The 26,157-nt window shown below is 57.4% G+C and carries 27 protein-coding genes, 1 tRNA gene and 1 pseudogene; 18 read left to right on the top strand and 11 right to left on the bottom strand.

Features of this window, described 5'->3' with window-relative positions:
- The first annotated feature begins 8 nt into the window (after positions 1–8).
- The 3 genes from mazG (at position 9) to MED193_RS21915 (ending at position 2,354) form a co-directional block, all read left to right on the top strand.
- On the top strand, positions 9–854 hold the full coding sequence (mazG, locus tag MED193_RS21925) for a nucleoside triphosphate pyrophosphohydrolase (RefSeq protein WP_009811984.1): 846 nt from the start codon (positions 9–11) through the stop codon (positions 852–854).
- 112 nt (positions 855–966) lie between these two features.
- Positions 967–1,908 carry a nucleoside hydrolase gene (locus MED193_RS21920; RefSeq protein ID WP_009811983.1) on the top strand — a complete coding sequence of 314 codons (942 nt, stop codon included), beginning with the start codon at positions 967–969 and terminating at the stop codon, positions 1,906–1,908.
- Positions 1,905–2,354 carry an N-acetyltransferase gene (locus tag MED193_RS21915; RefSeq protein ID WP_009811982.1) on the top strand — a complete coding sequence of 150 codons (450 nt, stop codon included), beginning with the start codon at positions 1,905–1,907 and terminating at the stop codon, positions 2,352–2,354. The genes MED193_RS21920 and MED193_RS21915 overlap by 4 nt, the downstream gene beginning before the upstream one ends.
- Positions 2,355–2,374: 20 nt before the next feature.
- Here MED193_RS21915 and MED193_RS21910 read toward each other — a convergent pair whose 3' ends face one another.
- The 4 genes from MED193_RS21910 to MED193_RS21895 all read right to left on the bottom strand — a co-directional run bounded on the left by MED193_RS21910 (position 2,375) and on the right by MED193_RS21895 (position 6,020).
- On the bottom strand, positions 2,375–2,821 hold the full coding sequence (locus MED193_RS21910) for a GNAT family N-acetyltransferase (protein WP_009811981.1): 447 nt from the start codon (positions 2,819–2,821) through the stop codon (positions 2,375–2,377).
- A gap of 182 nt (positions 2,822–3,003) precedes the next feature.
- The gene (gene eno, locus MED193_RS21905) at positions 3,004–4,281 is read right to left on the bottom strand and encodes a phosphopyruvate hydratase (RefSeq protein WP_009811980.1); all 1,278 of its coding nucleotides are present in this window, start codon (positions 4,279–4,281) and stop codon (positions 3,004–3,006) included.
- 203 nt (positions 4,282–4,484) lie between these two features.
- The gene (locus MED193_RS21900) at positions 4,485–5,378 is read right to left on the bottom strand and encodes a DMT family transporter (RefSeq protein WP_039966554.1); all 894 of its coding nucleotides are present in this window, start codon (positions 5,376–5,378) and stop codon (positions 4,485–4,487) included.
- Between the two features lie 222 nt (positions 5,379–5,600).
- Entirely contained in the window at positions 5,601–6,020 is a 420-nt protein-coding gene (locus MED193_RS21895) for a Fur family transcriptional regulator (protein ID WP_009811978.1), read from the bottom strand.
- Positions 6,021–6,379: 359 nt separating this feature from the next.
- On the opposite strand from MED193_RS21895, the gene MED193_RS21890 reads away from it, so the two are divergent.
- On the top strand, positions 6,380–7,693 hold the full coding sequence (locus MED193_RS21890; protein WP_039966553.1) for a DEAD/DEAH box helicase: 1,314 nt from the start codon (positions 6,380–6,382) through the stop codon (positions 7,691–7,693).
- A 253-nt stretch (positions 7,694–7,946) separates the two neighbouring features.
- Here MED193_RS21890 and MED193_RS21885 read toward each other — a convergent pair whose 3' ends face one another.
- Positions 7,947–9,365: a YdiU family protein gene (locus MED193_RS21885; RefSeq protein WP_009811976.1), complete on the bottom strand. Its 1,419-nt coding sequence runs from the start codon at positions 9,363–9,365 to the stop codon at positions 7,947–7,949.
- A 53-nt stretch (positions 9,366–9,418) separates the two neighbouring features.
- On the opposite strand from MED193_RS21885, the gene MED193_RS21880 reads away from it, so the two are divergent.
- Entirely contained in the window at positions 9,419–9,838 is a 420-nt protein-coding gene (locus MED193_RS21880; protein ID WP_009811975.1) for a cupin domain-containing protein, read from the top strand.
- 190 nt (positions 9,839–10,028) lie between these two features.
- Here MED193_RS21880 and MED193_RS21875 read toward each other — a convergent pair whose 3' ends face one another.
- A complete protein-coding gene (locus MED193_RS21875) occupies positions 10,029–11,141 on the bottom strand; it encodes an anhydro-N-acetylmuramic acid kinase (RefSeq protein ID WP_009811974.1) in 1,113 nt (370 codons plus the stop codon).
- 185 nt (positions 11,142–11,326) lie between these two features.
- Between MED193_RS21875 and tyrS the strand changes: the two genes are divergently transcribed.
- Positions 11,327–12,583, top strand: a complete 1,257-nt coding sequence (gene tyrS / locus MED193_RS21870) for a tyrosine--tRNA ligase (RefSeq protein WP_009811973.1) — start codon at positions 11,327–11,329, stop codon at positions 12,581–12,583.
- Between the two features lie 184 nt (positions 12,584–12,767).
- Here tyrS and MED193_RS23015 read toward each other — a convergent pair whose 3' ends face one another.
- Positions 12,768–12,920 (bottom strand): hypothetical protein, encoded by a 153-nt coding sequence (locus tag MED193_RS23015; RefSeq protein ID WP_009811972.1) that lies wholly within the window; start codon positions 12,918–12,920, stop codon positions 12,768–12,770.
- A gap of 30 nt (positions 12,921–12,950) precedes the next feature.
- Between MED193_RS23015 and MED193_RS21865 the strand changes: the two genes are divergently transcribed.
- Both MED193_RS21865 and MED193_RS21860 read left to right on the top strand, forming a co-directional pair.
- The gene (locus MED193_RS21865) at positions 12,951–13,862 is read left to right on the top strand and encodes a GNAT family N-acetyltransferase (RefSeq protein WP_009811971.1); all 912 of its coding nucleotides are present in this window, start codon (positions 12,951–12,953) and stop codon (positions 13,860–13,862) included.
- 62 nt (positions 13,863–13,924) lie between these two features.
- On the top strand, positions 13,925–14,680 hold the full coding sequence (locus tag MED193_RS21860; protein ID WP_009811970.1) for a 3-hydroxyacyl-CoA dehydrogenase: 756 nt from the start codon (positions 13,925–13,927) through the stop codon (positions 14,678–14,680).
- A gap of 304 nt (positions 14,681–14,984) precedes the next feature.
- On the opposite strand, the gene MED193_RS21855 is transcribed toward MED193_RS21860, so the two are convergent.
- The 3 genes from MED193_RS21855 to MED193_RS21845 all read right to left on the bottom strand — a co-directional run bounded on the left by MED193_RS21855 (position 14,985) and on the right by MED193_RS21845 (position 18,225).
- A complete protein-coding gene (locus MED193_RS21855) occupies positions 14,985–16,808 on the bottom strand; it encodes an ABC-F family ATP-binding cassette domain-containing protein (RefSeq protein ID WP_254655486.1) in 1,824 nt (607 codons plus the stop codon).
- A 38-nt stretch (positions 16,809–16,846) separates the two neighbouring features.
- On the bottom strand, positions 16,847–17,644 hold the full coding sequence (locus tag MED193_RS21850; RefSeq protein ID WP_009811968.1) for a GNAT family N-acetyltransferase: 798 nt from the start codon (positions 17,642–17,644) through the stop codon (positions 16,847–16,849).
- A 110-nt stretch (positions 17,645–17,754) separates the two neighbouring features.
- Positions 17,755–18,225 carry an outer membrane protein assembly factor BamE gene (locus MED193_RS21845; protein WP_039966552.1) on the bottom strand — a complete coding sequence of 157 codons (471 nt, stop codon included), beginning with the start codon at positions 18,223–18,225 and terminating at the stop codon, positions 17,755–17,757.
- 98 nt (positions 18,226–18,323) lie between these two features.
- Here MED193_RS21845 and MED193_RS21840 point away from each other — a divergent pair, with 98 nt between their 5' ends.
- The 10 genes and pseudogenes from MED193_RS21840 (at position 18,324) to MED193_RS21800 (ending at position 25,885) form a co-directional block, all read left to right on the top strand.
- Positions 18,324–18,866, top strand: coding sequence for a DUF177 domain-containing protein (locus MED193_RS21840; protein ID WP_009811966.1), 543 nt, complete (start codon positions 18,324–18,326; stop codon positions 18,864–18,866).
- Positions 18,867–19,088: 222 nt separating this feature from the next.
- Positions 19,089–19,295: a 50S ribosomal protein L32 gene (gene rpmF, locus MED193_RS22755; RefSeq protein WP_009811965.1), complete on the top strand. Its 207-nt coding sequence runs from the start codon at positions 19,089–19,091 to the stop codon at positions 19,293–19,295.
- A gap of 39 nt (positions 19,296–19,334) precedes the next feature.
- Entirely contained in the window at positions 19,335–20,441 is a 1,107-nt protein-coding gene (plsX, locus tag MED193_RS21830) for a phosphate acyltransferase PlsX (RefSeq protein WP_009811964.1), read from the top strand.
- 20 nt (positions 20,442–20,461) lie between these two features.
- Positions 20,462–21,433: a beta-ketoacyl-ACP synthase III gene (locus tag MED193_RS21825; protein ID WP_009811963.1), complete on the top strand. Its 972-nt coding sequence runs from the start codon at positions 20,462–20,464 to the stop codon at positions 21,431–21,433.
- Positions 21,434–21,527: 94 nt separating this feature from the next.
- Complete coding sequence (ihfA, locus tag MED193_RS21820; protein ID WP_039966550.1) at positions 21,528–21,830, top strand: integration host factor subunit alpha; 303 nt, start codon at positions 21,528–21,530, stop codon at positions 21,828–21,830.
- Positions 21,831–21,935: 105 nt separating this feature from the next.
- Positions 21,936–22,109, top strand: a pseudogene (locus tag MED193_RS23300) (MerR family transcriptional regulator); the annotation flags it as partial.
- 606 nt (positions 22,110–22,715) lie between these two features.
- Entirely contained in the window at positions 22,716–23,201 is a 486-nt protein-coding gene (locus tag MED193_RS23145) for a hypothetical protein (protein WP_198133902.1), read from the top strand.
- 76 nt (positions 23,202–23,277) lie between these two features.
- Positions 23,278–23,354 (top strand) — tRNA-Pro (locus tag MED193_RS21810).
- 133 nt (positions 23,355–23,487) lie between these two features.
- Positions 23,488–24,567 carry a 2'-deoxycytidine 5'-triphosphate deaminase gene (locus MED193_RS21805; protein WP_009811960.1) on the top strand — a complete coding sequence of 360 codons (1,080 nt, stop codon included), beginning with the start codon at positions 23,488–23,490 and terminating at the stop codon, positions 24,565–24,567.
- 106 nt (positions 24,568–24,673) lie between these two features.
- Positions 24,674–25,885, top strand: coding sequence for an MFS transporter (locus MED193_RS21800; RefSeq protein WP_009811959.1), 1,212 nt, complete (start codon positions 24,674–24,676; stop codon positions 25,883–25,885).
- On the opposite strand, the gene MED193_RS21795 is transcribed toward MED193_RS21800, so the two are convergent.
- Entirely contained in the window at positions 25,839–26,081 is a 243-nt protein-coding gene (locus MED193_RS21795) for a hypothetical protein (protein ID WP_039966547.1), read from the bottom strand. The two genes, MED193_RS21800 and MED193_RS21795, sit on opposite strands and share 47 nt — an antisense overlap.
- Positions 26,082–26,157 lie beyond the last annotated feature (76 nt).

The following is a 26,157-nucleotide window of genomic DNA, read 5'->3' as shown; positions in this document are numbered from 1 at the left end:
AGGCTGCAATGCCCGAAACACCCCAAGCCCCCCCTTTCGACAGGGCGTTGATCCAAAGCGAAACCGCAGGGATTGAACGGCTGATCGAAATCATGCGAGCGCTACGCGACCCCAACCACGGCTGCCCCTGGGATCTGGAACAGGATTTCGCCTCCGTCGCGCCCTATACGATCGAGGAAGCCTATGAGGTCGCGGATGCAATTGAGCGCGAAGCCTGGGATGAGCTAAAGGGGGAATTGGGCGATCTGTTGTTCCAGTCCGTCTTTCATGCACAGATGGCTACTGAGGCCGGGCATTTCACCTTTCAGGATGTGGTCACCACCATGTCCAACAAGATGGTCTCGCGTCATCCCCATGTTTTCGGCGATGAAAACCGTAACAAAAGCGCTGATCAGCAAACCGCCGACTGGGAAGCCATCAAGGCGGCCGAGCGCGCAGGAAAGCAGGAAACCGGCACTTTGGACGGTGTTGCAGTCGGGCTGCCCGCCCTGTTGCGGGCCTACAAGCTACAAAAACGCGCCGCCCGTGTCGGTTTTGACTGGCCACAGGTTGATCAGGTTATCGCCAAAATTGCTGAGGAAAGCGCCGAATTGGCCGAGGCCCGCGCCCAGCTCTCCGAGACAGAAGTCGAAGAGGAATTTGGCGATCTGATGTTTGTGATGGCCAACCTGGGCCGCCACCTCGGTGTTGAACCCGAAGCAGCACTGCGCAAAGCCAACGCCAAATTCATCCGCCGATTTGAGGGCGTCGAGGCAAAGCTCGCCCAACGCGGAAAACGCCCGGAAGACAGCAATCTTACAGAGATGGATGCGCTGTGGGATGCCGTAAAGGCAGACGAAAGAAAATCTGCCTGACCCCTGCCTCATCTTGGTCTAAATTCTCAAAACCCGCGCCCTTCCACTGGCGCGAGGCTGGACATTTCCGATCTCCACTGCAACGCTCATCTCTTACGACAGGACCCCGCCTATGACTGCCCGCAAAGTAATTATCGACACTGACCCTGGCCAGGATGACGCCGTCGCTCTCTTACTGGCGTTGGCCAGCCCGGATCAGATCGACCTCTTGGGCATCACCTGCGTGGCAGGCAATGTGCCACTGTCACTGACCCAAAAAAATGCCCGTATGATCTGCGAAGTGGCCTCGCGCCCGGATGTTCCCGTCTTTGCAGGCCGCGCAGCGCCCCTGATGCGCCCCTTGGTCACCGCAGAAGAGGTTCATGGTAAGACTGGACTGGACGGCCCTGAGCTGTTTGAGCCAAAGATGCCTCTGCAAAGCCAAAACGGTGTCGACTTCATCATAGAAACGCTGCGTCGCGAACCCGCAGGCAGCGTGACCCTCTGCCCCTTGGGGCCTCTCAGCAATATCGCTGCCGCCTTTCAGGCTGCCCCCGATATCGTGGCGCGAGTACAAGAAATTGTGCTGATGGGCGGCGCCTATTTTGAGGTGGGCAACGTCACCCCTGCGGCTGAATTCAACATCTACGTTGACCCGGAAGCCGCAGAAATCGTGCTAAAATCTGGCATTCAGATCACCATGATGCCGCTGGATGTCACCCATAAGGCCCTAACCACCCGCCCGCGTATCGAGGCCCTGCGCAACCTGGGCAACTCTGCCGGAACCTTCACGGCAGAGATGCTCGATTTCTTTGAGCGGTTCGACATGGAGAAATATGGCTCCGAAGGGGGGCCGCTGCATGATCCCTGCGTCATCGCCTACCTCATTGCGCCGGACCTCTTCACTGGGCGCCATATCAATGTAGAGATCGAAACCCAGTCAAAGCTCACCCTTGGCATGACCGTCGCCGATTGGTGGGGTGTTACAGATCGCAGGCCTAACGCCCTGTTCATCGGTGATCTTGATGCTGAGGGCTTTTTCAAACTCATCACCGAACGTTTGGCCCGCCTATGAGCGCCGCCCTGCATCTGGCCCGGCCAGAGCATCTGGAAAAGCTGCTCACAATGGTCGAAGCCTTTCACGCCGAGGAAGGCCTCGAGACCAGCCCAGAGCTTCAACGTGCTGGCATTGAGCCGCTGCTGGAGGGCATCCCCTATGGCGCGGTCTATATCATCGGCCCCACCCGTGCGCCCATTGGCTACATCGTGGTGACCTTTGGCTGGTCAGTGGAATTTGGCGGCATGGATGGGTTTGTTGATGAGATCTACATCCGCCCGCCCGTGCGTGGACGCGGCCTCGCCTCGGAGGTGCTGATTGAGCTGCCCAAGACCCTAGCACAGGCCGGGATCAAAGCGCTGCATCTAGAGGTGGACCGGGAAAATGAGCAGGCCCAGAGACTATATCAGCGCACAAGGTTCCAGCCACGCGACAGATATATGTTGATGACCAAGATTCTATAACCGAATAGAATTCCACTGGATCAAAGCAATTGGCGCAGCCGCGGCCCTGTCACCAAAAAACCTTCTCGCTGATAAAACTGCAAGCTGCGCTGCCATTGAGGCTGATTTGGGGCGCCAACTTCCAGCCGTTTCCAGCCGCGCGCACGACCCAGGTCCCGCGCTGCAAGCAGAAGTTTCTGTGCCACGCCGTTTGATCGTTGATCAGGCACGACAAAGAGTTCTGTAATTTCACCAAAGAGACCACCGGCGTAAATTGCCGCACATTGATTGAGCATAATAAGCCCTAGCGGCTTATCTCCGTCAAAGGCCAGCAATCCCACCACCTCCTCTCGGGCCAGCAGGTCGGCAGTGAGTTCAAGCAGATCATCTGGATCATAGTGCTCCCCACCCGATAGCTCTTTCAACAGCGCAGCCACAAAACCTGCAACCAATCTACTATCGGTAATACCAGCAGTGATAATTTCCATTCCAACCCCATAATATGATCAAATTTTGAGGCGAACGTTACATCCCTTTCGACAAGAGGCAAGCATGCCAGTTAAAGATTTCTCTCCAAAGTATGGAGGCGGTTGCGGGGCACGAAAAAGGGGCAGCTCAAAGAGCTGCCCCTGTTCAACCTGTCTGAAGCGCCAGCTTCAGCCAATATCGCTTACCCTTTAAGGATCGAACGGCCTGCATATTCGGCCACTTCGCCCAGCACTTCCTCAATCCGGATCAGCTGGTTGTATTTCGCCAACCGGTCAGAACGCGCCAGCGAGCCGGTTTTGATCTGGCCACAGTTGGTGGCAACCGCGAGGTCTGCAATGGTGGCATCCTCGGTCTCGCCCGAGCGATGCGACATCACATTGGTGAAACCGGCACGATGGGCCATGTCCACGGCCTTCAGCGTCTCTGTCAGGGTACCAATCTGGTTCACTTTGACCAGCATGGAATTGGCGCTGCCGCGCTGAATGCCTTCGGCCAGACGGGCGGGGTTGGTGACAAAGAGATCATCGCCAACCAGCTGTACCTTGTCGCCAATCGCATCTGTCAGGGCTTTCCAGCCATCCCAGTCATCTTCGCCCATGCCATCCTCGATCGAGATGATAGGGTAGTCATTCACCAGAGCTGCGAGGTAGTCGACATTTTCTGCCGAGGACAGGACCTTGCCTTCGCCAGACAACACATATTTGCCGTCCTTATAGTATTCGGTCGCGGCGCAATCCAGCGCCAGATAGATTTCCTCACCAGGGCGGTAGCCTGCCTTTTCAATGGATTTCAGAACAAAATCCAGTGCTTCACGGGTGGAAGCAATGTTGGGTGCAAAGCCCCCCTCATCACCGATACCTGTAGACAGCCCTGCTGCAGAGAGCTCTTTCTTCAGTGTATGGAACACTTCGGCCCCCATGCGCACGGCCTCGCGGATGTTGTCCGCAGCAACAGGCATGATCATGAATTCCTGAATGTCGATGGGGTTGTCGGCGTGCTCGCCGCCGTTGATGATATTCATCATTGGCACGGGCAGCACGCGGGCAGAGGTGCCGCCCACATAGCGAAACAGTGGCTGGGTGGTGAAATCCGCAGCGGCCTTGGCGACAGCCATGGAAACACCCAGGATGGCATTGGCCCCCAGGCGCGCCTTGTTGGGGGTTCCGTCCAGCTCGATCATCGCGCTATCCACCGCGACCTGTTCGGTGGCGTCAAAACCAACCAGCTCTTCAGCGATTTCACCGTTCACAGCAGCCACAGCTTCCAGCACGCCCTTGCCAAGGTAGCGGCTTTTGTCGCCATCCCGGCGCTCTACGGCCTCATGTGCGCCGGTAGAGGCGCCAGAAGGCACAGCAGCGCGCCCCATAGTGCCGTCTTCAAGGATCACGTCGACCTCAACCGTCGGGTTCCCCCGGCTGTCGAGGATTTCGCGGGCGTGAATGTCAATAATTGTGCTCATTTGGACGGTCCTTGACTGCAACAAAAGATGCCTGCGTCATAGCAGCCGAGGGATAAATGTAAACAGCCTTCGTTACCGCTAACGGCAATTAACTGGCACAGTTAACGTTACCATTCACCTGTTTGCGCCACCGGTATCGATGTCGAGAAAAAGACAGCGCTTGTTGATTGGAGCGAAGGCGTAGAAAATAGCCCAGGGTCCGTTCAGGCTCTTTCGGCTGCAACCGGGACCGGGGCACGGGCCAAGCGGCGCTCCCGCACAAAGGTATAGAGCCCAGAGGCAATAATCAGCGCCGCCCCGCCAAGTGTCATGGCATCGGGTCGTTCGCCAAATACAACGACGCCGATCAAAATAGAAAACAGCAACCTGCTATAGCGAAACGGGGTAATTGCAGAGGCATCGCCTATGCGGGTCGCCCGAACAATGGCATAATAGCCAATGACACCAAAGATAATACCACCCAGCATCAGCCCAGCTTGCGGCCTGTTGATGGCAGAGGCCGTCTCGCCGGTCATCAGCAATAGCAGAGCCCCGGCCACAATGAGCGAAGCAAATGCCTGAAAGCTGACAACAGCAGAGGACACCTGGCTGTCAACCAGGCGGGTAAGCAAGTCCCTCGCAGCAATGGCTAATACTGCAAAAAGCACCAAAATGACCGAAGGATCAAACCCGTCTAGCCCAGGGCGAACAATCATCAAGACCCCGGCAAAACCAACACAGATCGCACTCCAACGCCGCCAGCCGACCTGCTCCCCCAGAAACAGCGCTGCCCCCATAGTAATGACCAACGGCAGGGCTTGAAACACTGCGGCAACTGTCGAGATATCGACCAAAGACAACGCAGTAGCAAAAGCCATGGCGCCGAGGGCTTCGGACAGCGTGCGCAGGATCGCCGTTCCACGCCAGGCCGCAGGCGCAAACAGGTTGTCCCCCCGATACAAGGCCGCACCCGCAAAAACAGCCCCCGAACCAATACCAAGCATGATCAGGATCTGGCCAACAGGAACCTCTCCAGACAGGCGTTTGATGAAGGCGTCTTCCAATGTGAAGGCAGCCATAGCTGCAATGATGAATAGAATGCCGTTAAGATTGTTCACGCCTGGCCCTCCAAATAAACATGCGCTGTTTGGCGCGCCGGAGTTGTTGGCCCGGTGCCGCAGCCATCCCAGTGGATGGGGGGCAGGCAGGCAGGCTGCAAGTCCCTTTGCGACACCGAACACAACAGTTTGTGGGCAACGCGTTCACAAATGTTGATGCCCCCTCTGGGAAGTGAGAGCTCAACAGGTGCAATCCTCGTCGAACTTTGCGCCTTGGGGCTACTAGTCTGCCCGGTCACGTTTCTTCAAAGGCACCCCATAAAGCTCCAGTTTATGCCCTTTGAGCTGATAGCCCAGTTTCGCAGCGATACGCTCTTGCAGCGCTTCGATATCAGGATCGCAAAATTCGATAACTGCGCCGGTGTTAATGTCAATCAGGTGATCGTGGTGTTCCCGGTCGGCATCCTCATAGCGGGCGCGGCCATCGCCAAATTCCAGCCGGTCCAGAATCCCCGCCTCTTCGAACAGCTTGACGGTCCGATAGACAGTGGCCAGAGAAATCCCCGCATCCAGCGCACTGGCGCGAGCATAGAGCTCTTCAACATCCGGATGGTCGGCGCTCTCCTGCAGGGCACGGGCAATCACCCGGCGCTGGCCGGTCATCCGCAGGCCTTTGGCCTCACATCGAGCGATAATTGTCATCACGTTTTGCTTTCCGTCCGCTGGTCTGGGTTCTCTATGTAGTCAATCAACGCGCCGACGAAAACCGAAATTCCACATGAACGCGTCATTGACTTTATCCACAGAACCGCCCATGTGGGGCATAGGCATCCTTCCCTGCCGCGTGAGCAGAGACAGCCAGGACGCGCGATATGCGCGACAGACCCGCTGTCTAGTGAAGTGCCAAGGTTCCCAAAATCACGCGTGGGGCACTCGCAAATCCCAGCGGACTGGCAATCGCCAGCCTCCGTTCGAGGGCTTTGCCCCACCAAGAGCCAGCGCCTATTGCGACTGGCCGAAACGGTTCGTGCCGATTGCACTGAGCCGCGAAAGGACGATACGTGACTGAATTTTCTACAATGGGCCTGCCCGATCAAGTTCTGGCCCGTCTGGCCGACATGGGTCTAAAGGATCCAACCCCAATCCAGGCGCGCGCTATTCCCCATGCCCTGAACGGTGAAGACGTCTTGGGCCTGGCCCAGACCGGCACCGGCAAGACCGCAGCCTTTGGTGTGCCACTGATTTCGCGCATGCTGGACTATGGCCGCAAACCCGCGGCCCATACCGTACGCGGCTTGGTCCTGGCCCCCACCCGCGAACTGGCCAATCAGATCGCAGCCACATTGAAGGCCCTCACCGAAGGCACCCCGATGAAGATCGGCCTGGTGGTTGGCGGAGTATCGATCAACCCGCAAATTCAGCGTATTTCACGCGGCACTGACATCCTGGTGGCGACCCCTGGCCGCCTGTTAGATATTCTGGACCGTAACGCGCTGGATCTGGGCTCCTGTGATTTCCTGGTGCTGGACGAGGCCGACCAAATGCTGGACCTCGGCTTTATCCATGCCCTGCGCAAGATCTCATCCCTGCTGCCCGAGGAACGCCAGACCATGCTGTTCTCGGCCACCATGCCAAAGCAGATGAATGAGATCGCCAACTCCTATCTCAATCGACCTGTGCGCATCGAAGTCACCCCGCCCGGCAAACCCGCCGCCAAGGTGACCCAATCGGTGCATTTCATCGCCAAGGCCGAGAAGCTGAGCCTACTGAAGGAACTGCTGACTGAACATAAGGATGAGCGCACGCTGGTCTTTGGCCGCACCAAACACGGTATGGAAAAGCTGATGAAAGTGCTGGAGAAATCCGGCTTTGCCGCAGCCGCCATTCATGGCAACAAAAGCCAGGGTCAGCGCGAGCGTGCCTTGGCGGCGTTTAAGTCCGGCCAGATCAAAGTCCTGGTGGCAACGGATGTGGCAGCCCGCGGGCTCGACATCCCGGATGTGAAATACGTCTATAACTACGAGCTGCCCAATGTGCCGGATGCCTATGTGCACCGGATCGGCCGAACCGCCCGCGCTGGCAAGGATGGCCAGGCCGTGGCCTTCTGCTCCCCCGATGAAATGGAAGAGCTGAAAGCGATCCAGAAGGTGATGAAGATCACCATCCCAACTGCCTCGGGCAGTCCTTGGGAGCCCGTTCCGGGCGCCACCCCTTCACGCGGTGGCCGTCCTGGCGGCAAACCAGGTGGCAATCGTCGCCGGGGCGGCGGTGGTCGTGGTCAAGGTGGCGGTGGCGCCCGCAGTGGTGGCAAACCCGGTGGATCTGGGAACGGAGCCGGCGGCGCAGGCAATAGCAGACGTCGCCAGGCGCGCTAACACTCTTAGTCCGCGCCTATCCCATATTTAGTAAAGAGCACCCCGCTTTTTGCGGGGCGCTCTGCTATACGCAGCACCACAAAACGCAAACGCCTATTCCGACTGAATTGAATGTCAGGGTAGACCTATCAGCATAGAATGGCTTGGCCCTTTCCTTCTGCCGGTCCTGCAAACAGATTGGCGCGTAGGCATCAAAAGGCACGGTTGCCACCAGTGCGCGAGGAAATCTCGCACCTTGCCCCGACACGGAAAATCACGTGCCGCAAAAGGTCGCCCCAACGACCTCATGGGCCTCCGGAGCTCGTCGCAGATCCTCAGCACCTGGCTGCACGTCAAAGGGGGTAGCAAGAACCACCCTGAGGCGCTCAAACAGCGTGAAATCACCTGCCACAGCTGCGGCGATCATTTCCTCCATTTTATGGTTACGCGGAATATAGACCGGGTTACTCGCCCGCATCAGTGCCTCGGCGTTTTGCTCCTGGGCGCGCCGCTGCATCCAGCGCGCATTCCACACCTCAAAGGCCTTTGCGTCGCGGAATTGCTCTACTGCGTTCCCTTCAGACAAAGCCCTGAAGGTATTGGTGAAATCTGCCTGCCCATCGGACATCAGCTGCAACAGGTCTGAGATCAGGTCCAGATCTTCAGGCGCCACTGTCTCAAGCCCAAGTTTGCGCCGAAACAGACGCAGCCATTCGACTTCGATCAGTGACGGCATTGCATGAATAATAGCCGTCGCCTCTTCCACCGCCTCTTGCGGATCATCCAGTTGCTGAATTAAGGCCGTGGCGAGCTGCGCAAGGTTCCAGACCACAATTTTTGGCTGGTTTGCGTAGGCATAACGCCCCATTCGATCAATCGATGAGTAAACTTGATCTGCCCGGTATTGATCCATAAAGGCACAGGGACCATAATCGATCGTCTCGCCAGAAATGCTGCAGTTGTCGGTGTTCATCACCCCGTGAATGAAGCCGACCGACATCCAGGACGCAATCAGCCGCGCCTGTGCATCGCGCACCGCTCGCAACAGTCCCAGCGCCCCCTGAGCCTGGGGGTAGTGGCGCTCGATAGCGTAGGTTGTCAGCCGCTTCAGCGCCTCAGTTTCGCCGCGGGCGGCAAAATACTGAAAGGTGCCAACCCGAAGATGACTTGCAGCAACACGTGTAAGAACCGCGCCGGGCATTCCGCCCTCACGCCAGACGGTCTCACCCGTTGCCACGGCCGCCAGCGCGCGCGTGGTGGGTACGCCCAGAGCATGCATCGCTTCTGAAACCACGAATTCGCGCAGAACCGGGCCGAGCCAAGCGCGTCCATCGCCCTGACGGGAGTAAGGCGTGCGCCCCGAACCTTTGAGCTGGATATCATAACGAACACCATCTGTACCCGTCACCTCCCCCAGCAGGATCGCACGACCATCGCCCAGCTGCGGATTGAAATTGCCGAACTGGTGCCCTGCATAGGCCTGCGCCAAAGGATCCGCCCCAGCTGGAATTTGATTTCCAGCAAAAATCTGCTCCATCTCCGCAGGCTCACCTGCCCCCAGCTGCAGCACATCGGCCAATCTCTGATTAAAGGCGATCAACCGCGGCGCCACCACCGGGTCAGGCAGTTGCTTGCTGAAAAAACCGGGCCCCAGCAGGGCATAAGTATTGTCAAAGGGGATGTGCAAAGCCATGACCTCAAGATAAGTGTCAGATACAAGAATAACAGTATCAAGGTGGGATTGCGATGACAGCAGATGAAATCATTACAAAACTGCAACTCTCCCGCCACCCCGAAGGCGGGTGGTACCGTCAAACTTGGGCGGCAGAGAACGAAGGTCGGCCCAGCGGCACCTGCATCTATTTCTTACTACGTGCCGGTGAGGCCAGTCACTGGCACCGAGTCGATGCCACTGAGATCTGGCTTTACCATTCTGGTGCACCACTCATCCTATCACTGTCAGCGAAAGACCAGGGGCCAGCCCAGCAACATCTGCTCAGCCCTGATCTGACCGCAGGGCGACCTCAGATCATCGTCCCCAAAGGCCACTGGCAAGCCGCCCGGACCTCCGGAGAATACACCCTCGTAAGCTGCACCGTCTCACCTGGGTTTCTCTTTGAAGGGTTTGAATTGGCAGAACCGGGCTTTGACATCCCGCTCTCATGAACATTTTCGATGTGAAATAGGTGCCAGATCCGCAAAAGGACTTCCATCTGGGCTCCGCCGCAATCTTTCAGATCAGTTACCTCCTGCCCCCTCGTGCCCGGAGCGCGAGGCAGAGCCTCTCATCATACCACCACTGTCACAGGTCAAAGCGCCTGACACCTAAGGGCTACCATGCCGCAGCTACATCAGATCAGTCCGCTCCGGGCATGCTGACGATCCCGCCTCCAACGCAAGCGCTAACTCCAGTTGTCCCCGGGCAGGAGGTAGGCAGCCCTCGCGCCACCCGAACGGCCAGATATGCAAACGCCTGTGCTTCCAACATATCTCCATCAAGGCCAACCTCCTCAATTCGCCTGACCGGACAATCCAGTGATACAGTCAGCATCTCCATAAGCACCGGATTTTGACGCCCTCCCCCCGTCACCAAGACCGCCGAGGGCGGATGCGGACAATGCTCCATCCCCTGCGCTACAGCGGCGGCACACATTGCGGTAAGCGTTGCGCTAGCATCCGCATCACTCAACTCTTCAACCAAGTCAATCATTTCAGAAAAGTCATTTCTGTCTAACGATTTAGGCGGCATCTTTGAGAAATACGGCTCAGCCAGAAACAACTCCAAGGCGCCAGTCTCAACTTCACCGCTCCTGGCCACGGCTCCGTCTCTGTCAAAAGCCAGCCCCAGCCGTGCTTGCAGCAGATCATTGATCGGAGCATTTGCAGGTCCGGTGTCAAACGCCAAGAGCGCCCCAGTCTGCTCCGGGCGGTCAAACCGCGGGTCAACATAGGTGATATTTCCAACGCCGCCCAGGTTCAGGAAACAAATCGGGGCGGTCGCCTTGATGTACTTGGCGCAGGCAAAGTGGTAAAAGGGAGCCAACGGCGCGCCCTCGCCGCCCATCGCGACATCATCGCTGCGAAAATCCCAAACCACTGGCAGGTCCAACGCTTCAGCCAGCCCCGCCCCGTCTCCCACCTGTAGGGTGCCCTGTAGGCGCGGCGCATGGGCCAGTGTCTGGCCATGGAAACCAACCAAATCGACATTATCAAACCCAGAAAGTGCAGCTAGATGCGCCGCCTCCACCACCCCTGTGGCCGCCTCAACCTTGGCCCCCGACCATTGCCCTAGGGCAGCGCGCAGCGCCTCCCGCTCTGCCACAGAGTAGGGAAAATACCGACTTGGGCCAAAACCTGAAATTTGGTGACCATCCGTTTCAAGGACCGCAACATCCACACCGTCCAATGAGGTGCCACTCATCGCCCCCAAGGCACGAAGAACTCCCGATTTAGCGATCGCCTTACTCATCTTTTGCCTCGTCCCGTCGTATCAGCAAAGCCTGCTGTAGCTCTGAAATGCTCTGTAGAGCCTTTTTCTTTGCATAGCAGGCAACTTCACCACTGGAAACCGCCGCTTTTTGTCTGGAAAACAGGTTCCATGTGGGACATTTGAGCCCTATACAGCAGATCGCAAACCAAAAACCGAGGCATGTTATGACCTATCACCCAAAATCGGACTTCGTCGCTGTCATGATGGAACGCGGGTTCCTTGCTGACTGCACCGATTATCAAGGCCTTGATGAGGCTCTGATGCAGGGGGTGAAGCCTGCCTATATCGGTTTTGACGCCACGGCCAAGTCGTTGCACGTGGGCTCTCTGATCCAGATCATGATGCTGCGCTGGTTTCAGAAGACCGGCCACCAACCAATCACCCTGATGGGCGGTGGCACCACCAAGGTTGGTGATCCTTCGTTTCGCGCCGATGAACGCCCACTGCTGACCGAAGCACAGATCGACGACAATATCGCCGGGATTAAGAAAGTTTTCTCAGCCTATATTGACTACGACAGCGACGCGCCAAACAAAGCCCTAATGCTCAACAATGCGGAGTGGCTGGACGGGCTGAATTACCTTGAGTTCCTGCGCGATATCGGGCGGCACTTCTCGGTCAATCGTATGCTGGCCTTTGAATCGGTCAAATCGCGCCTTGATCGCGAGCAAAGCCTCAGCTTCCTCGAGTTCAACTACATGATCTTGCAGGCCTACGATTTCCTGGAACTAAACCGTAGATATGGCTGCATTCTACAGATGGGTGGTTCGGACCAATGGGGTAATATTGTCAACGGTATCGACCTGACCCGTCGGGTACTCGACAATTCCATATATGGGCTCACCTCTCCCCTTCTGACGACCTCAGACGGCAAGAAGATGGGTAAAAGTCAGGATGGCGCCGTCTGGCTCAATGCTGATATGCGCAGCCCCTATGAATTCTGGCAATTCTGGCGCAACACGACGGATGCCGACGTTGGCCGCTTCCTGAAACTCTATACAGAACTGCCCGTGGATGAATGTGACCGCCTCGGCGCACTCGCTGGCTCAGAGGTAAACGCAGCCAAGGTCATCCTCGCCAATGAGGTGACCAAACTGCTGCATGGGGCTGAGGCTGCGGTCGCCGCAGAGGCCACCGCCAGAGAAGTCTTTGAAAAGGGTGGTATAGGGGAGGATTTGCCAACCCTGTCCCTGTCCAGTGAAGAGCTTGGCGATGGCATTTCCATTGTGCAGTTGATTGTCAAGTCTGGCCTTGCGAAATCCGGCAAGGATGCCAAGCGCTTGATCAATGAAAACGGTGCCAAGCTGGATGACAAGCCGCTCATGGACGCAGGCCTGATGATCACTGCCACCGACCTCTCCAGCCCAATCAAGCTCAGTGCAGGCAAAAAGCGCCATGCTTTGGTTCAACTGGGCAGCTGACAGGGCTGCAGAAACAACCCGCCTCCTGCGTGACTTGGAGGCGGCTGGTAGCTCGTTTCTACCCCTAGGAAAAGGGGGCTTTGCCCCATTGTCCCTAGGATACTTAGGGCCAAATGACAGTCCGGGAGAAAGCCCTTTTCTTCATTTGGCCCATAATAGTTTTCCCGGAGTGTGAGGCAGAGCCTTACAAAAACAACCAATCCACCAAGCTTAACAGAGTAAAAACCGGAACGGACAGGACGCAGGCCAGCACAAAGGCGGCTGTCAATGTCATCTTGGGATTGGGGGCAATCTGGCCTTGAACGGATAGGTGTTTTTTCATTGCTTCATTAACCATGATTTAGGTTTCTAAGAGGTAAATAACTCTATGTTTGATTGCCCCTCACCCACTTCGCCTGCGCCCCAGGCACTCGCTCAGACCTCTGAGTTTCGCGGGGCCCTTTCACTCAACGGCCAATCGCCTGTCCTCCTGCCGGGTCTCAACAACACGCTGGTCACCACCCGGCGTATGTCCGCAGGCTTCCAGGTTGCGATGATCAACCGCGCCCCGCTGGACCATCCCGACCAACTTGTCGAAGCGTTGCGAACCGTTGAGCTGGGGCGCAGTCCAGTGATCCTCTCTCCCGAACATCCCCGCCCGGAACTGGCAGGGATCGGCGCGCTCCCGCTTGTCACCCCCGCCTTTGTCGCCCTCCTTGATCTCAAGCAAACAGCAGGATCTCAGAGAGAAGCGCTTCATCAGAAATGGCGCAACCGGCTGAATCGGGCGCAGGGGCGTGGACTTCGAGTCAGTCGTCAGAACATGCCGTTGGATCCAAACCACTGGCTGTTCGCCGCCGATCAAGCGCAACAGAGGAAACGTGGCTACCGCAGTTGGCCCGTTGCCCTGACGCTGGCCTATGCCAAGGCAAACAAAGGCCAGGCCAAGCTCTTTCAGGCCTTTGAGGGCACTACTGCGGTAGCCGCAATCCTGATCCTGCGCCATGGTAGGGGCGCCACGTATCATATCTCCAATACCACCCAGACCGGCAAAGCCCTGTCAGCCCATAACCTGCTGATGTGGGAGGTCATGCTTTGGCTAGCCAGGAAGGGCTGTGAGCAGCTGGATCTGGGTCTCATCAATACCGAAGAGGCGCCTGGCCTGGCGCGTTTCAAACTGGGTACCGGAGCACGCCTGTCACAACTGGGGGGCACCTGGCTTCTGTGGCCTCCCTTGGGGCGACTGTTCTCGCCTCTGGCGCGCTGGGACAGAAAACTGATGAGCGCCATGAAGTGCTAGACAGACCGGCTTTATCTGGTAGTTATTGAACAAATGTTCAGATACCTGAAGGACCCTCGCTCATGAAACTTTCTCAGACCTGCGCTATCATCACCGGCGGCGCCTCTGGCCTCGGAGAGGCCACCGCACGCCATTTTGCCCAAAACGGTGCGACAGTTACGATTCTGGACCGTGATGCCGAACGTGGTCCAAAGATCGCCACAGAGATCGGCGGCCATTTTGTGCAAACCGATGTAACCGATGAGGAATCAGTGAGCGCAGCCATCGCCTATGCCGTCGAAAAGATGGGCCGCATTTCCGCCTGTGTGAACTGCGCTGGGATTGCCTATGGCATCAAAACTATTGGCCGCGATGGGGCTCATCCGCTGGACGCCTACCAGCGCACCATCGACATCAATCTGGTGGGCACCTTCAATGTCGCCCGGCTTGCCGCCATTGAGATCGCCAAGAACACCCCCGAACCCGATGGTGCCCGCGGTGTGATCATCAATACCGCTTCGATTGCGGCCTACGACGGTCAAAAGGGCCAAGCTGCCTATGCCGCCTCCAAAGGCGGCGTGGTGGGCATGTGCCTACCCATGGCCCGTGATCTGGCCTCCTCCGGCATTCGGGTCATGACCATTGCCCCTGGTATCTTTATGACCCCCATGCTGGCAGGACTGCCAGAGGAGGTCCAGCAGCAGCTGGCAGCAGATGTGCCAAACCCAGCACGTCTCGGAGATCCGGCAGAATACGGCCAATTGGCAGGCTTCATCACTGAGGCGGGCTACCTGAACGGCGAAGTCATCCGCATCGACGGCGCTCTGCGCATGCGCTAAGGCCAAAAACTAAGATAGAACAAGCAAGAGGCGTAGGAAATTAATCCTGCGCTTCTTTCCCATTTGGGCCGCATCTTACACCAATTGCAACGCGCCTGCGCTGTCACACCCAGGGCCCCATAAAGACGCCCGCCTGGCCCCTGCGGGTGCAAGAACCTGCCTTTGCCGCCTTGCAAAATCTGCTGAAGTACAATCAGGCGGCGCGCTGAGGCTCCTGACAGTTTTCACCCCCGAAATCATGTGCAACCTTACAATAAGGACGGCCCATAACCGGCTATTAACAAAAATTAACTTACCAGCCGTCTTACCCGCCAGCCTTTTCTTCTAGCTCCAGCCATTCCTCTTCGGCAGCTGCAAGTTTTTCCTGCCGTTCGACCAGCGCTTCGGTAGCCTTTTTGAATTTCACAGGCTCCCGCGTAAACAGCTCAGGGTCCGCCATCAACTCTTGCAGCTTCGCGATCTCCTGCTCCAGCCGCTCCATCTCAGCGGGGAGCGCCTCAAGCCGGTGTTTCTCTTTAAAGCTCAGCTTCTCTTGGGCAGGCGCGCTTTCAACGGCTTTAACCTTTGTCTTTTGTGTTTTGCTTTTTGGAGGTTTCTCCCCCTTTTCCATCCCAGGCAATCCACCGCGCTGGCTGATGTAGTCACTCCAGCCCCCGGCATAGGCTGTCACCTTTCCATCGCCCTCCATGGCGATGGTCGTGGTGGCGACCCGGTCCAGAAAATCCCGATCGTGGCTGACCAAAAGAACGGTACCTTCATAGGAATCCAGCAATTCCTGCAACAGATCCAGCGTTTCCACATCCAGATCATTGGTCGGTTCATCCAGCACCAACAGATTGCTTTGCCGCGCCATCAATCGGGCCAGCAGCAACCTGGCTTTTTCACCGCCAGAGAGTGAGCGCACCGGCGCACGGGCCTGGGCCTCATCGAACAAAAACTCCTTGAGGTAGCCCACTACATGTTTGGGAACCCCGCGCACCATGACCTGATCCGCCTTTCCAGAAATGCCCAACAGCGGGTCAGAAGTCAGGTTCTCCCAGAGTGTCGCCTCAGGATCGAGCTGGTCACGGGTTTGGTCAAACAGGGCGATTTCAAGATTAGTCCCCAGCTTTACCACCCCCGCATCCGGGTTCTCCTGCCCCAACATCAGCTTCAGCAGGGTGGTCTTCCCCGCACCGTTTGGACCGACAAAGGCCACCCGGTCACTGCGTTGAACCTTCAGGGAAAAATTGGATACAATTTGCTTGTCGCCAAAACTCTTGCTCAGGCCTTCGACCTCGATCACTTTACGGCCGGATTTGGGGCCAGCCTCCAGCGCCAACTCGGCCGCGCCTTGGCGTTGGATCTGGCTGGCCCGCTGATCCTTCAGCTCATGCAAAGCCCTTACCCGGCCCATATTGCGCTTACGGCGGGCAGAGATACCTTCAACCGCCCAACGGCTTTCGCTCTTGATCAGACGGTTCAGCTTATGGCGTTGCTGATCTTCTTCTTCCCAGATCTTGTCGCGCCAAGCCTCAAACCCCTCAAAGCCCTTTTCCTGCCGCCGCACCTGGCCACGATCCACCCAAAGCGTCGCCCGGGTCAGCGCCCGCAAAAAGGCCCGGTCGTGGCTGATCAGAACATAGGCTGCGCGGGTGGATTTCAGCTCGGATTCCAGCCAGGTAATCGCTTCGATATCCAGATGGTTGGTCGGTTCGTCCAGCAGCATTAGATCGGGGGCCTCTGCCATCAGCTTGGCCAGGGCCGCGCGGCGACGCTCCCCACCAGAGGCAGTGGCAACCGGACGGTCAGGGTCAAATTTCAGGCCCTCGCCTGCACGCTCAACCTTATAGAGCTCACCAGGATCCAAGCCACTAGAAGCGAACTCGCCCAGCGTGGTGAACCCAGTCATCTGCGGGTCCTGCTCCATATAGCCAACAGAGCGACCAGAGGGCACGACAAGCGTACCGGCATCGGCTTCAACTAGCCCCGCCATCACCTTCATAAGGGTAGATTTTCCTGATCCATTGCGCCCCACAAGGGCGACCCGATCACCAGGTTGCACCACCAGATCTAGATCTGAAAAGAGGGGATCGCCGCCAAAGGTCAGAGAAATCCCGGTCATCTGCAAAAGAGGTATACGTGCCATGTCAGCCAGCTAAACCGCGCAGGCGCTAAGGTCAACGCTCAGAGCGAATTGGCAACGCCGCGCAAGAGCCGTTTGCGCACGGACGGTACGGCTTTCACCTCCAGCCCGGTAAAAACATGGCAAGTATTGAGGGCGGCATCGATCACCACATGATCGCTTACCCAGCCTCCCATGGTCAGATAGCTACGCAACAGCGGCGGCAACTGCGCCTGCGCCAGCTTAAGATCTGGTTTCTGATCTGTGGGTCGGTCCCGCAAAAGATCCCTAAACAACCGCGTATCCGTCGCCTTTTGCCCTGGCGACCAGGCAGCCGGTGCAAGATGTCGACGCTGTAGCAGCGCAAAAGCCTCGAGATTGGCGGCGGGGTCGGTTCCAGCAAAGGACGAACACCCAAACAGCAGGCCAACGCCATGTTGATCGACCATCCCCGTGACACCACCCCAGGCGAGGCGCAACACATCCGGATTTTGAACAGCCGGATCAATGCAAAATCTGCCCAGCTCCATCATGCGATCGGTGAAGGCGGAAAGCCGTGAGAGATCATAGAACTGTGAGGAGTAGCTCTGGTCTAACTCTTGCCCGCTTTCGAGCAGCATAAGCCGAAAACAGCCCACCAGTGCCCCATCGCTGCGAGACTCGATCAATACATGCAGACAGACGTCGTCAAATTTGTCTTGATCCAGGGAGCCAGTTTGAAAACAGCGCGCCCGAAGAAGACGGGCCGCCAACAGATCGCTGGAATTCTGTGCCAGTCGCGCCCGGTAGCCGCCTTTTTCCAAAAGAAGATCCGCAGCCACGGTATGAGCCAGCAGCCCCGCTTCGCAGTTTCCTGACACCGTCCAGCCCTCCCCTGCCCTTTGCAATGGCCACACCTGGGGACCAACCCTTCACACTTCAGACCAACCTGCCCGGTACCATCCGCTGCCCCCGGGCAAAGACCGAGGGACTACTCCTCAAGCAAGGAACCTGGGTTAAAGTTGCCGAGACTACCAAGAAGCTGGCGGATGAATGTTTTGTCTTCCACGCTAGAGCTGGTCACGCGGCGTTGAAGCGGAATCACCTTACCATCTTCAAGACTGTAGCGCTCGATGCCTGAAACGACGTCACGGGAATCAAATGTAACCGCGACCAATGTGCGCGAGACCGGCTTGGTTGCGCCTGCACCGCGGGTCCGCATTAGGGTCGATACATAGTAGTACCCACCATCATTCAAAACACCCGAGGCCGAGGGCGTGCCCACCGTCTCGGCGACCGAATCCTTGGTATCAACCCCGACGACAACCTCCGCCAGTTGCTCTTCGGTGGGGACATAGCCGTGTTTTTGGTAGATCGCGCTACATCCCGCCAATGCCGCTGCAGCAAGTGCCCAGGCTGCATATTTCGCCGCTGATCTCAGCTGGTCTTTATGTGCATTCATGATGATCCCCACAACACTGCATTGCCTCTGGCTTGAACACGCCTTTGAACCCGATTACCTAATGCAGGCCTCCGGTTCAAGAAACGAAAGTAGCCAACATGACTGACAGCACCACCCTAAAGGTGTCCGATCTGCCACAGAACAGGGCAACTTCGTTTGACTTGCAACCAGATGCCAAGACCCTTGAAACCCTGGCTCAGGAGCTGGATATCAAGGGTTTGCGAAAGCTCCGCTTCACTGGGAAGGTCAGCACCAAGGGACGCCGCGACTGGCAGCTTTCTGCCACTTTAGGGGCGACTGTCCTGCAGGACTGCGTGGTGACACTGGAACCGATGACCACGCGAATCGATGAAAAAGTTGAGCGCATTTTTGTGTCCGACCTGTCGGAACCGGACGACCCAGAGGTGGAAATGGATGCGGATGACCGCATCGAGCCGCTTCAGGACACTATTGACCCCGCGGTTGTGATGATCGAGGCCCTGTCACTCCTGATCCCCCCCTACCCCCGCAAGGAAGGCGCAGAGCTCGGCGAGGCCGTCTATAGCCAGCCTGGTGTGGAACCTCTGCGAGAGGAAGACACCAAACCCTTTGCCGGGTTGGCCGCTTTGAAGAAACAGCTCGACCAGAACAATGAGAGTTAAAAAACTCTTGGGATGGCGGTTTTCCGGGTGGTATCGCCGGACAGCCTAGCTTAAAAAAACGCTTGCGCAGACGGAGATTCTCAGTATTTTCGCGCGCTCATCGGAATTTTTGGTTGGACATCGGAGAGGCTGCGGCCTAAACGCTCGCCTACCGATCTAACGAACGAATGTGAAACGCGCCGCGGGCATCAACCCCAAGGCCCCAAATACGAAGGTTGAGACATGGCCGTCCAACAGAATAAAGTATCCAAGTCGCGCCGTAACAACCGCCGCGCGCACGACGCTCTGGTTGCTGCTAACCCGAACGAATGCTCGAACTGCGGTGAGTTGAAGCGCCCACACCACGTGTGCCCCTCCTGCGGTCACTATGACAGCAAAGAAATTGTTGCTGTGAACGACGACGTCGAAATCGACGAAGACGCGGCATAAGATCGCGACGATCACACAATTTGCGGGGCGGATTTTTGCATGACGGGTAAACCCGATCAATCACTGACAAAATCCGACCGCATAGTGATCTCGGTTGACGCCATGGGCGGAGACGCCGGCCCTGCTGTAGTAGTGGCCGGCCTTGCCATGTCTGCAAAGAAGAATCCGCAGCTCGGGTTCTTGCTTCATGGCCCGACCGAAGAGCTGACCTCCTTGGTGGCCAAACGGCGCATCTTGGACGGGCGCGTCGAAATTCGTGATGCCCAAAAGGTTGTCACAATGGAAGACAAGCCCAGCCAGGTCATGCGCAACGGCAAGGGAACCTCTATGTGGTCGACCCTAGATGCCGTCAAAACGGGGGAGGCCGCCGGGGCCGTATCCTGTGGCAACACGGGAGCCCTGATGGCCCTGTCGATGTTGCGACTGCGCAAGATGCCGGGCGTGAACCGTCCGGCGATTGCGATTCTCTGGCCGTCACGCAACCCTCAAGGGTTTAACGTGATGCTGGATGTGGGCGCTGACGTACGCGCCGATGCCCGCGACTTGCTGCAATATGCCCTCATGGGGACGTCCTATGTGCGCAACTCAATGAATATCCGCCGTCCTCGGGTTGGCCTATTGAATGTAGGCACCGAAGAACACAAGGGGCACGCCGAGCTGAAAGAGGCCCATAGCCTGATTTCCGCCCAAGCCGAGAAGGCCGACTACGAGTTCGTCGGCTTTGTCGAAGGCAGCGACATCCCAGGCGATGCGGTTGACCTCATTGTCACGGATGGCTTTACGGGAAATGTTGCGATCAAGACCGGCGAAGGCACTGCCAGTATGCTGCGCACTACCCTACGAGAAGCCTTTGAATACTCTGTTCTTTCTCGTATCGCGGCCATTCTGGCCTATACATCGCTTTCTCGCCTGGCCAAACGCATTGACCCACGGCGGGTCAACGGAGGTGTATTCCTCGGGCTAAATGGGACAGTCGTCAAATCTCACGGTGGCGCTGATGCTACTGGCATCTCGGCCGCTGTCAAACTCGCCTTTCTGTTGGCTCAGCAAGGCTTTGCCGAAAAACTGGCTGCACGGGTTGCATCTGTCGTCGAGCTTACCCAAGATGACGCGGATCCTCAGGATGCTGAGAATCCAACTAAATAACTCCAAAAGGCAGGCTTAGAATGACGCGACGTGCGGTAGTGGTTGGCACAGGACATTATCTCCCCAAACGGGTGGTTGAAAACGCGGAATTTGAGGCCTCACTGGAAACAAGCGACGAATGGATTCGGTCACGCTCAGGGATTGAGCGGCGGCATTTTGCTGCTGAGGGTGAAACCACCTCCGATATGGCGACCGAAGCAGCCCTAGCTGCGCTGAAAGACGCCGGACTGGAAGCCAAGGACATCGACGCCATTGTTCTTGCCACCTCAACGGCAGATCTGACTTTTCCATCCGCCGCAACCATGGTTCAGGCCAAGCTGGGCATGACCAATGGCTTTGCCTTTGACGTGCAGGCGGTATGTGCCGGTTTTGTCTATGCGCTGACAAACGCCAATGCCCTGATCCTCTCTGGCCAGGCGGATCGTGTTCTGGTGATCGGCTCAGAAACGTTTAGCCGCATCATGGATTGGACCGACCGCTCCACCTGTGTTCTCTTTGGCGATGGCGCCGGGGCGCTGGTTCTCGAAGCGCAGTCTCTCAGCGGCACCAATGAGGATCGTGGGATTCTCTCCACGGACCTCAACTCTGACGGGCGTTACAAAGACCTGCTCTATGTGGATGGTGGTGTGGCCACGCAAAATACAGGCCATCTGCGCATGCAGGGCAACCAGGTGTTCCGCCATGCGGTGGAAAAACTGGCTAAAACCGCTAACACGGCGCTGGAACGCGCCGAACTGAGCACAGCTGATGTCGATTGGATTGTACCGCATCAGGCCAATATCCGCATCATTCAGGGCACAGCCAAAAAGATGGGCCTGTCAATGGACAACGTGGTGGTCACGGTTCAGGATCATGGCAACACCTCAGCGGCGTCCATTCCGCTGGCGCTTTCAGTTGGCAAGGCGCGTGGTCAGATCAAGGCTGGAGACCTGATTGTAACCGAAGCCATCGGCGGCGGTCTGGCCTGGGGGGCGGTAGTGTTGCGCTGGTAGCTACGAATCAGCGAAACAAGGGCTCTTGCAATTCATTGATATTGACAGGGAAATTCCCCTACCCCTATGCTTTGAGAAACAATGGGGATTTAGCATGAGCGAAAAAACTCTTACACGTATGGATCTGAGCGAAGCAGTCTTCCGTGAGGTTGGCTTGTCTCGAAACGAAAGTGCCCAGTTGGTAGAGAGCATGTTGCAACACATGTCCGATGCGCTGGTGCAGGGTGAGCAAGTGAAAATCTCATCTTTTGGCACCTTTAGCGTACGGGATAAATCTGCACGCATTGGACGCAATCCAAAAACTGGCGAGGAAGTTCCGATTCAACCCCGCCGTGTTTTGACATTCCGCCCGTCACATCTGATGAAAGACCGGGTCGCCGACGGCAACCGCAAGTAACGCGGCCCAGGTCCGGATCAGACCACCCCTGTCCGGTGCTTTCTCGCTGGAACGGGACCAGCACAACACAGCTCTTCCCAGGGCGAGATTATTGGAACAATTTAGATGTCAAAATCAGCAGACGCCTTTCGCACGATCAGCGAAGTTGCGGACTGGCTCGGTGTGCAGGCTCATGTTCTGCGTTTTTGGGAAAGCAAATTCACGCAGATTAAACCTGTAAAACGCGCAGGTGGCCGCCGCTACTATCGGCCTGCGGACATGCTCTTACTGGGCGGGATCAGAAAGCTCCTGCACAAAGATGGTCTGTCGATCAAAGAGGTGCAGACAATTCTGCGCGATCAAGGCATCGCTCATGTGAGTCAGCTCTCCCATGAGTTGGACTCTGATTCCCCACCCGCTGAGAATGCTTCAATCGCCCCTTTGCCAAAAACAACGCGAGCGGAAGAACAAGTCTCACAGCAATCGCCTCCCCCTTCACCTACAGAAACAAACGATAGTGTACTGGACTCTGCGCCTGTGGAGGACGACACATCCAAATCACAACGCCCACCCGGTTTAAGTGTGAAGCGCTCCAGAAATGCGAACCAAACCGACACAGTTGCGTCCGCACCGGATTCCCCTGCCGAGCCCCCGCTTGAGCCGATAGAATCGCAATCTGCTGAAACCCCAGGCCCATCTTTCGCAGCGGTAGAGGACGAATCAGCGGCAACGACACTGCCCCCTGCCGAACATCAGGACGCTGTAGACGCTGAAATCTCCGAGCCCATCTCTTCTGCATCTGAATCGGAACCGCAGCCCCCCGCTGTTGCTGCAACCTCGCGAGAGGAAGTGCCCGATGCGCCATCTGGCCCGGAATCGGTACCGCCCGAACCCGAGCAAATGCATATGGAACTCGAAAGTCCGGCAGAGTTTGACCAAGCCGTTCCGGCCCCCTCTTTGCAGATCGAAACAGATGCTGAAGTGCCCTCCGCTCATGCCTCCCCTGCTGCCGACCTGCCTCCAACTCTAGAGCAAGAGCCCCCAGAGCTGACAGAAACCATGCCGCAGGAGCTCGCATCTGGCGAACCTGGCGCTGGATCCGGCGCTGTTGAGCTGGCGAACCCAGAGAATCATTCGATGGTCTCCGCAGAGGCCTCCGCCGCTGAGTTAATCGCCGATGAGAATGGCCAGGAGGCCGATCTTACCTCCGCCGAAGCAGAGGCGCCGCAGGCGGTGCCCGTGCCTCAGCCCACCGCGCCCAGGTATGAGCCATCGACGACGACAGCCAATGTCCTTTCTCTCCTGTCAACGACGACGCATCTCCCTGCGCATTTAAAGGCCGATGTGGCTGGCTGTGCGGCGGAGCTTCGCGCAATCCTGAATGCAGGCTAAAATATTCCTCGCTACGGAAAAAAACCGGAAATACCCCCTTGCCCCCGCTGGGAAATACAGTAGAACCCGTCATCAGCGGGCTATGGCGCAGCCTGGTAGCGCGTCCGTCTGGGGGACGGAAGGTCGCAGGTTCGAGTCCTGCTAGCCCGACCAAAAAACCGTTTGAATGCTTTGCATTCAAACGGTTTTTTTGATTCTGGGCATGAACACATGTCGTTTTGCCAAAACCCCGCAGAGGTGGTATCGGTCAGCTCTAACGGCACACCCAAGCCAGAGGATATGGATCATGACCGGCGTTCTTCCCAGCCAAGCTATTGAAAAAATGTTTGATCGCGGTGAAATCACCCTCACCGAACCTCTGGTCGATGGTCAGGTTCAACCCGCTAGTCTGGACCTGCGGCTCGGCTCTGTCGCCTATCGTGTTCGCGCCTCTTTTCTGGCTGGACAGAACTGCAGCGTTGCGGATCGGATCAGCGAATTTGAAATGCACCGCATAGATTTGACAAAGGGCGCTGTCCTGGAAAAAGGCTGCGTCTATTTGGTGCCCCTGATGGAGGGGCTGGCCCTCCCACAGGATGTCTCGGCGGTGGCCAATGCCAAGAGTTCAACTGGGCGGCTTGACCTTTTGACCCGGACGATCACCGATGGTGGGGTTGAGTTTGACCGGATAAAACCCGGTTATTCAGGTCCACTTTACGCTGAGATCTGCCCGCGTTCCTTTTCGGTTCTGGTACGCCCTGGGATGCGATTGAACCAGATCCGCTTTCGCCAGGGTCAGGCTGTGCTGAGCGATGGTGAACTCACCGACCTGCACCAACAAAGCCCGCTAGTGGATGGAAAGGCGGTGATTGAGGACGGGCTTGGGTTTTCGGTTGATCTGCGCCTGCCAGGGTCTGATCTGGTAGGCTACCGCGCCAAGCCGCACACGGGTGTAATTGATCTGGACCGTATTGGTGAATACGATCCGCAGGACTATTGGGAAGAGGTGCACAGCACCTCTGGCCGTATTATTCTTGACCCTGGGGCCTTTTACATCCTGGTCAGCCGGGAGGCCGTGCAGATCCCGCCCGCCTATGCCGCAGAGATGGCGCCCTATCTCGCTATGGTGGGAGAATTCCGCGTACATTACGCTGGTTTCTTTGACCCGGGTTTTGGGCATGATGCCGCTGGCGGCAAGGGCTCACGCGGGGTTCTCGAAGTCCGCTGCCACGAGGCACCCTTCGTGCTTGAACACGGTCAGGTGGTTGGACGCCTGGTTTATGAACGCATGAGTGAACTGCCCGAACAGCTCTATGGTGCCGGTATTGCCTCCAACTATCAGGGCCAGGGGTTGAAGCTCTCCAAACATTTCAAATCTCCTCGCTGAGCACTGCTCCCTGGGTGGTCCAAAACCCGCCTCTTTCAAGGTTTCACAGGGGCCAAGGGTTCAGCCAGGGGCTCGCGAAATACCCCCCTGAATGAAGAGGCACCATATGTCGCCCTTGCCCTCTCAACCTCTCCAGCAACCGCTCTGGGCCTCAATTGTGATCCTGATGAGCGCCATCGGAATTGTAGGCTCAAACTCCTTGCTGCTCTCACCTCTGGTTCTGGCAGTGGGCAGCGATCTGGGGGTCAAACCCACTGAGGTCATGCAGGCCGCCAGCGCCTATGGGCTTGGGGTTGCAGCTGCAGCCCTGACCCTGGCACCACTGGGGGACCGAATTGGAGCAGGTCAGTTGCTGCGGCTCGCCCTGATTGCACTCGCGCTGGGGCTCGCTATGAGCGCTGCCGCACCGGGGCTTTGGGGGTTGATTGCGGCGCAGGTTCTGTGCGGCCTGGCAGGCGGCGCAGCCCTGCCATCAATCTACACCCTGGCCGCCGTCATTGCACCAAGGGGACGCGAGGCCCGTGTTGTGGGGCTGGTTCTGACAGGCTGGACGCTGTCGATGGTGCTTGGAGTGAGCCTCAGCGCGTGGCTGGCAGATCTGGCAGGCTGGCGCGTGGTCTATCTGGCACTGGCTCTGCTTGCGGCCCTTCTCTGGCTCAGCTCTGCCGGGTTGGGACGGATAACCTCCAACGCTGCCGGTCAGGTCAGCTCGCCGTTGACTGCCATGCGGGTGCCCGGCATTCGGCGCGGCCTGTTGGCCTCCTGTCTGCTGATGTTCAGCTTTTATACCACCTATTTCTTCACAGGCGCCCATGTCACCCTTAGCCTTGAGCTCAGCACTGCCCAGGCAGGGTTGTTGCCGCTATTTTATGGCATTGGGTTTGGATTGGCGGTGATCTTTGATCCACTGCTAGACCGGCTTGGCCTCGCCCGCGCCTCACCACCCGTCTTTGTACTGATCGCCCTCAACTATGTGGTGATGCTCGCCTTTGCAGAGAATTTCTCCCTGCTACTGGTGTTCGCTCTGATCTGGGGCATTTTCCAACACCTCGGGCTAAACCTTTTGGTGGCTCGTCTCACAGGGCTGGATCAAGCGCAGCGCGGCGCAATCATGGGGCTCTATAGCACCATTACCTATCTCTGCGTCTTTGCCGCGCCCTTTGCGGGTGCCTTGCTCTTTCCGTTATGGGGCCTGATGGGGTGCATGGCGCTCTCTTCACTTCTGTGCCTGTTGGAGGCCATTGAGTCCGCTATAACCCTACGCCGCCACCCTAGCCCTGATCCTGATGATTGCGTTTCGCCCGACGCGCCTGTCTGATAGCGCGAATACGATCCCGCTCAGCACGGGCCTCTGCCTCTGCTGGGGTCTCGACAGCAGCACCCTGAGGGCGATCTCGGCCTGAGCCTTTAGGCTTTCGCCCCGACAGCGCCCCCAACCCGGCATCAACCCCAGCATTCACGGCTTTGCCTAACAAACGCCGCATCACCATTTTGAGAATCATATCCAGGTTCATTACTTATCTCCCATCGCCAGAGGTGCCAGATGTCCGGCGCCCCACCAGCATCCGCCCAAAACTGGCACAAGGCATA

Source organism: Roseobacter sp. MED193 (assembly GCF_000152965.1).
GTDB lineage: Bacteria > Pseudomonadota > Alphaproteobacteria > Rhodobacterales > Rhodobacteraceae > Pseudophaeobacter.
Note: the sequence above shows the minus strand (reverse complement) of the source record. Positions and strands in the feature narration are given on the sequence as shown.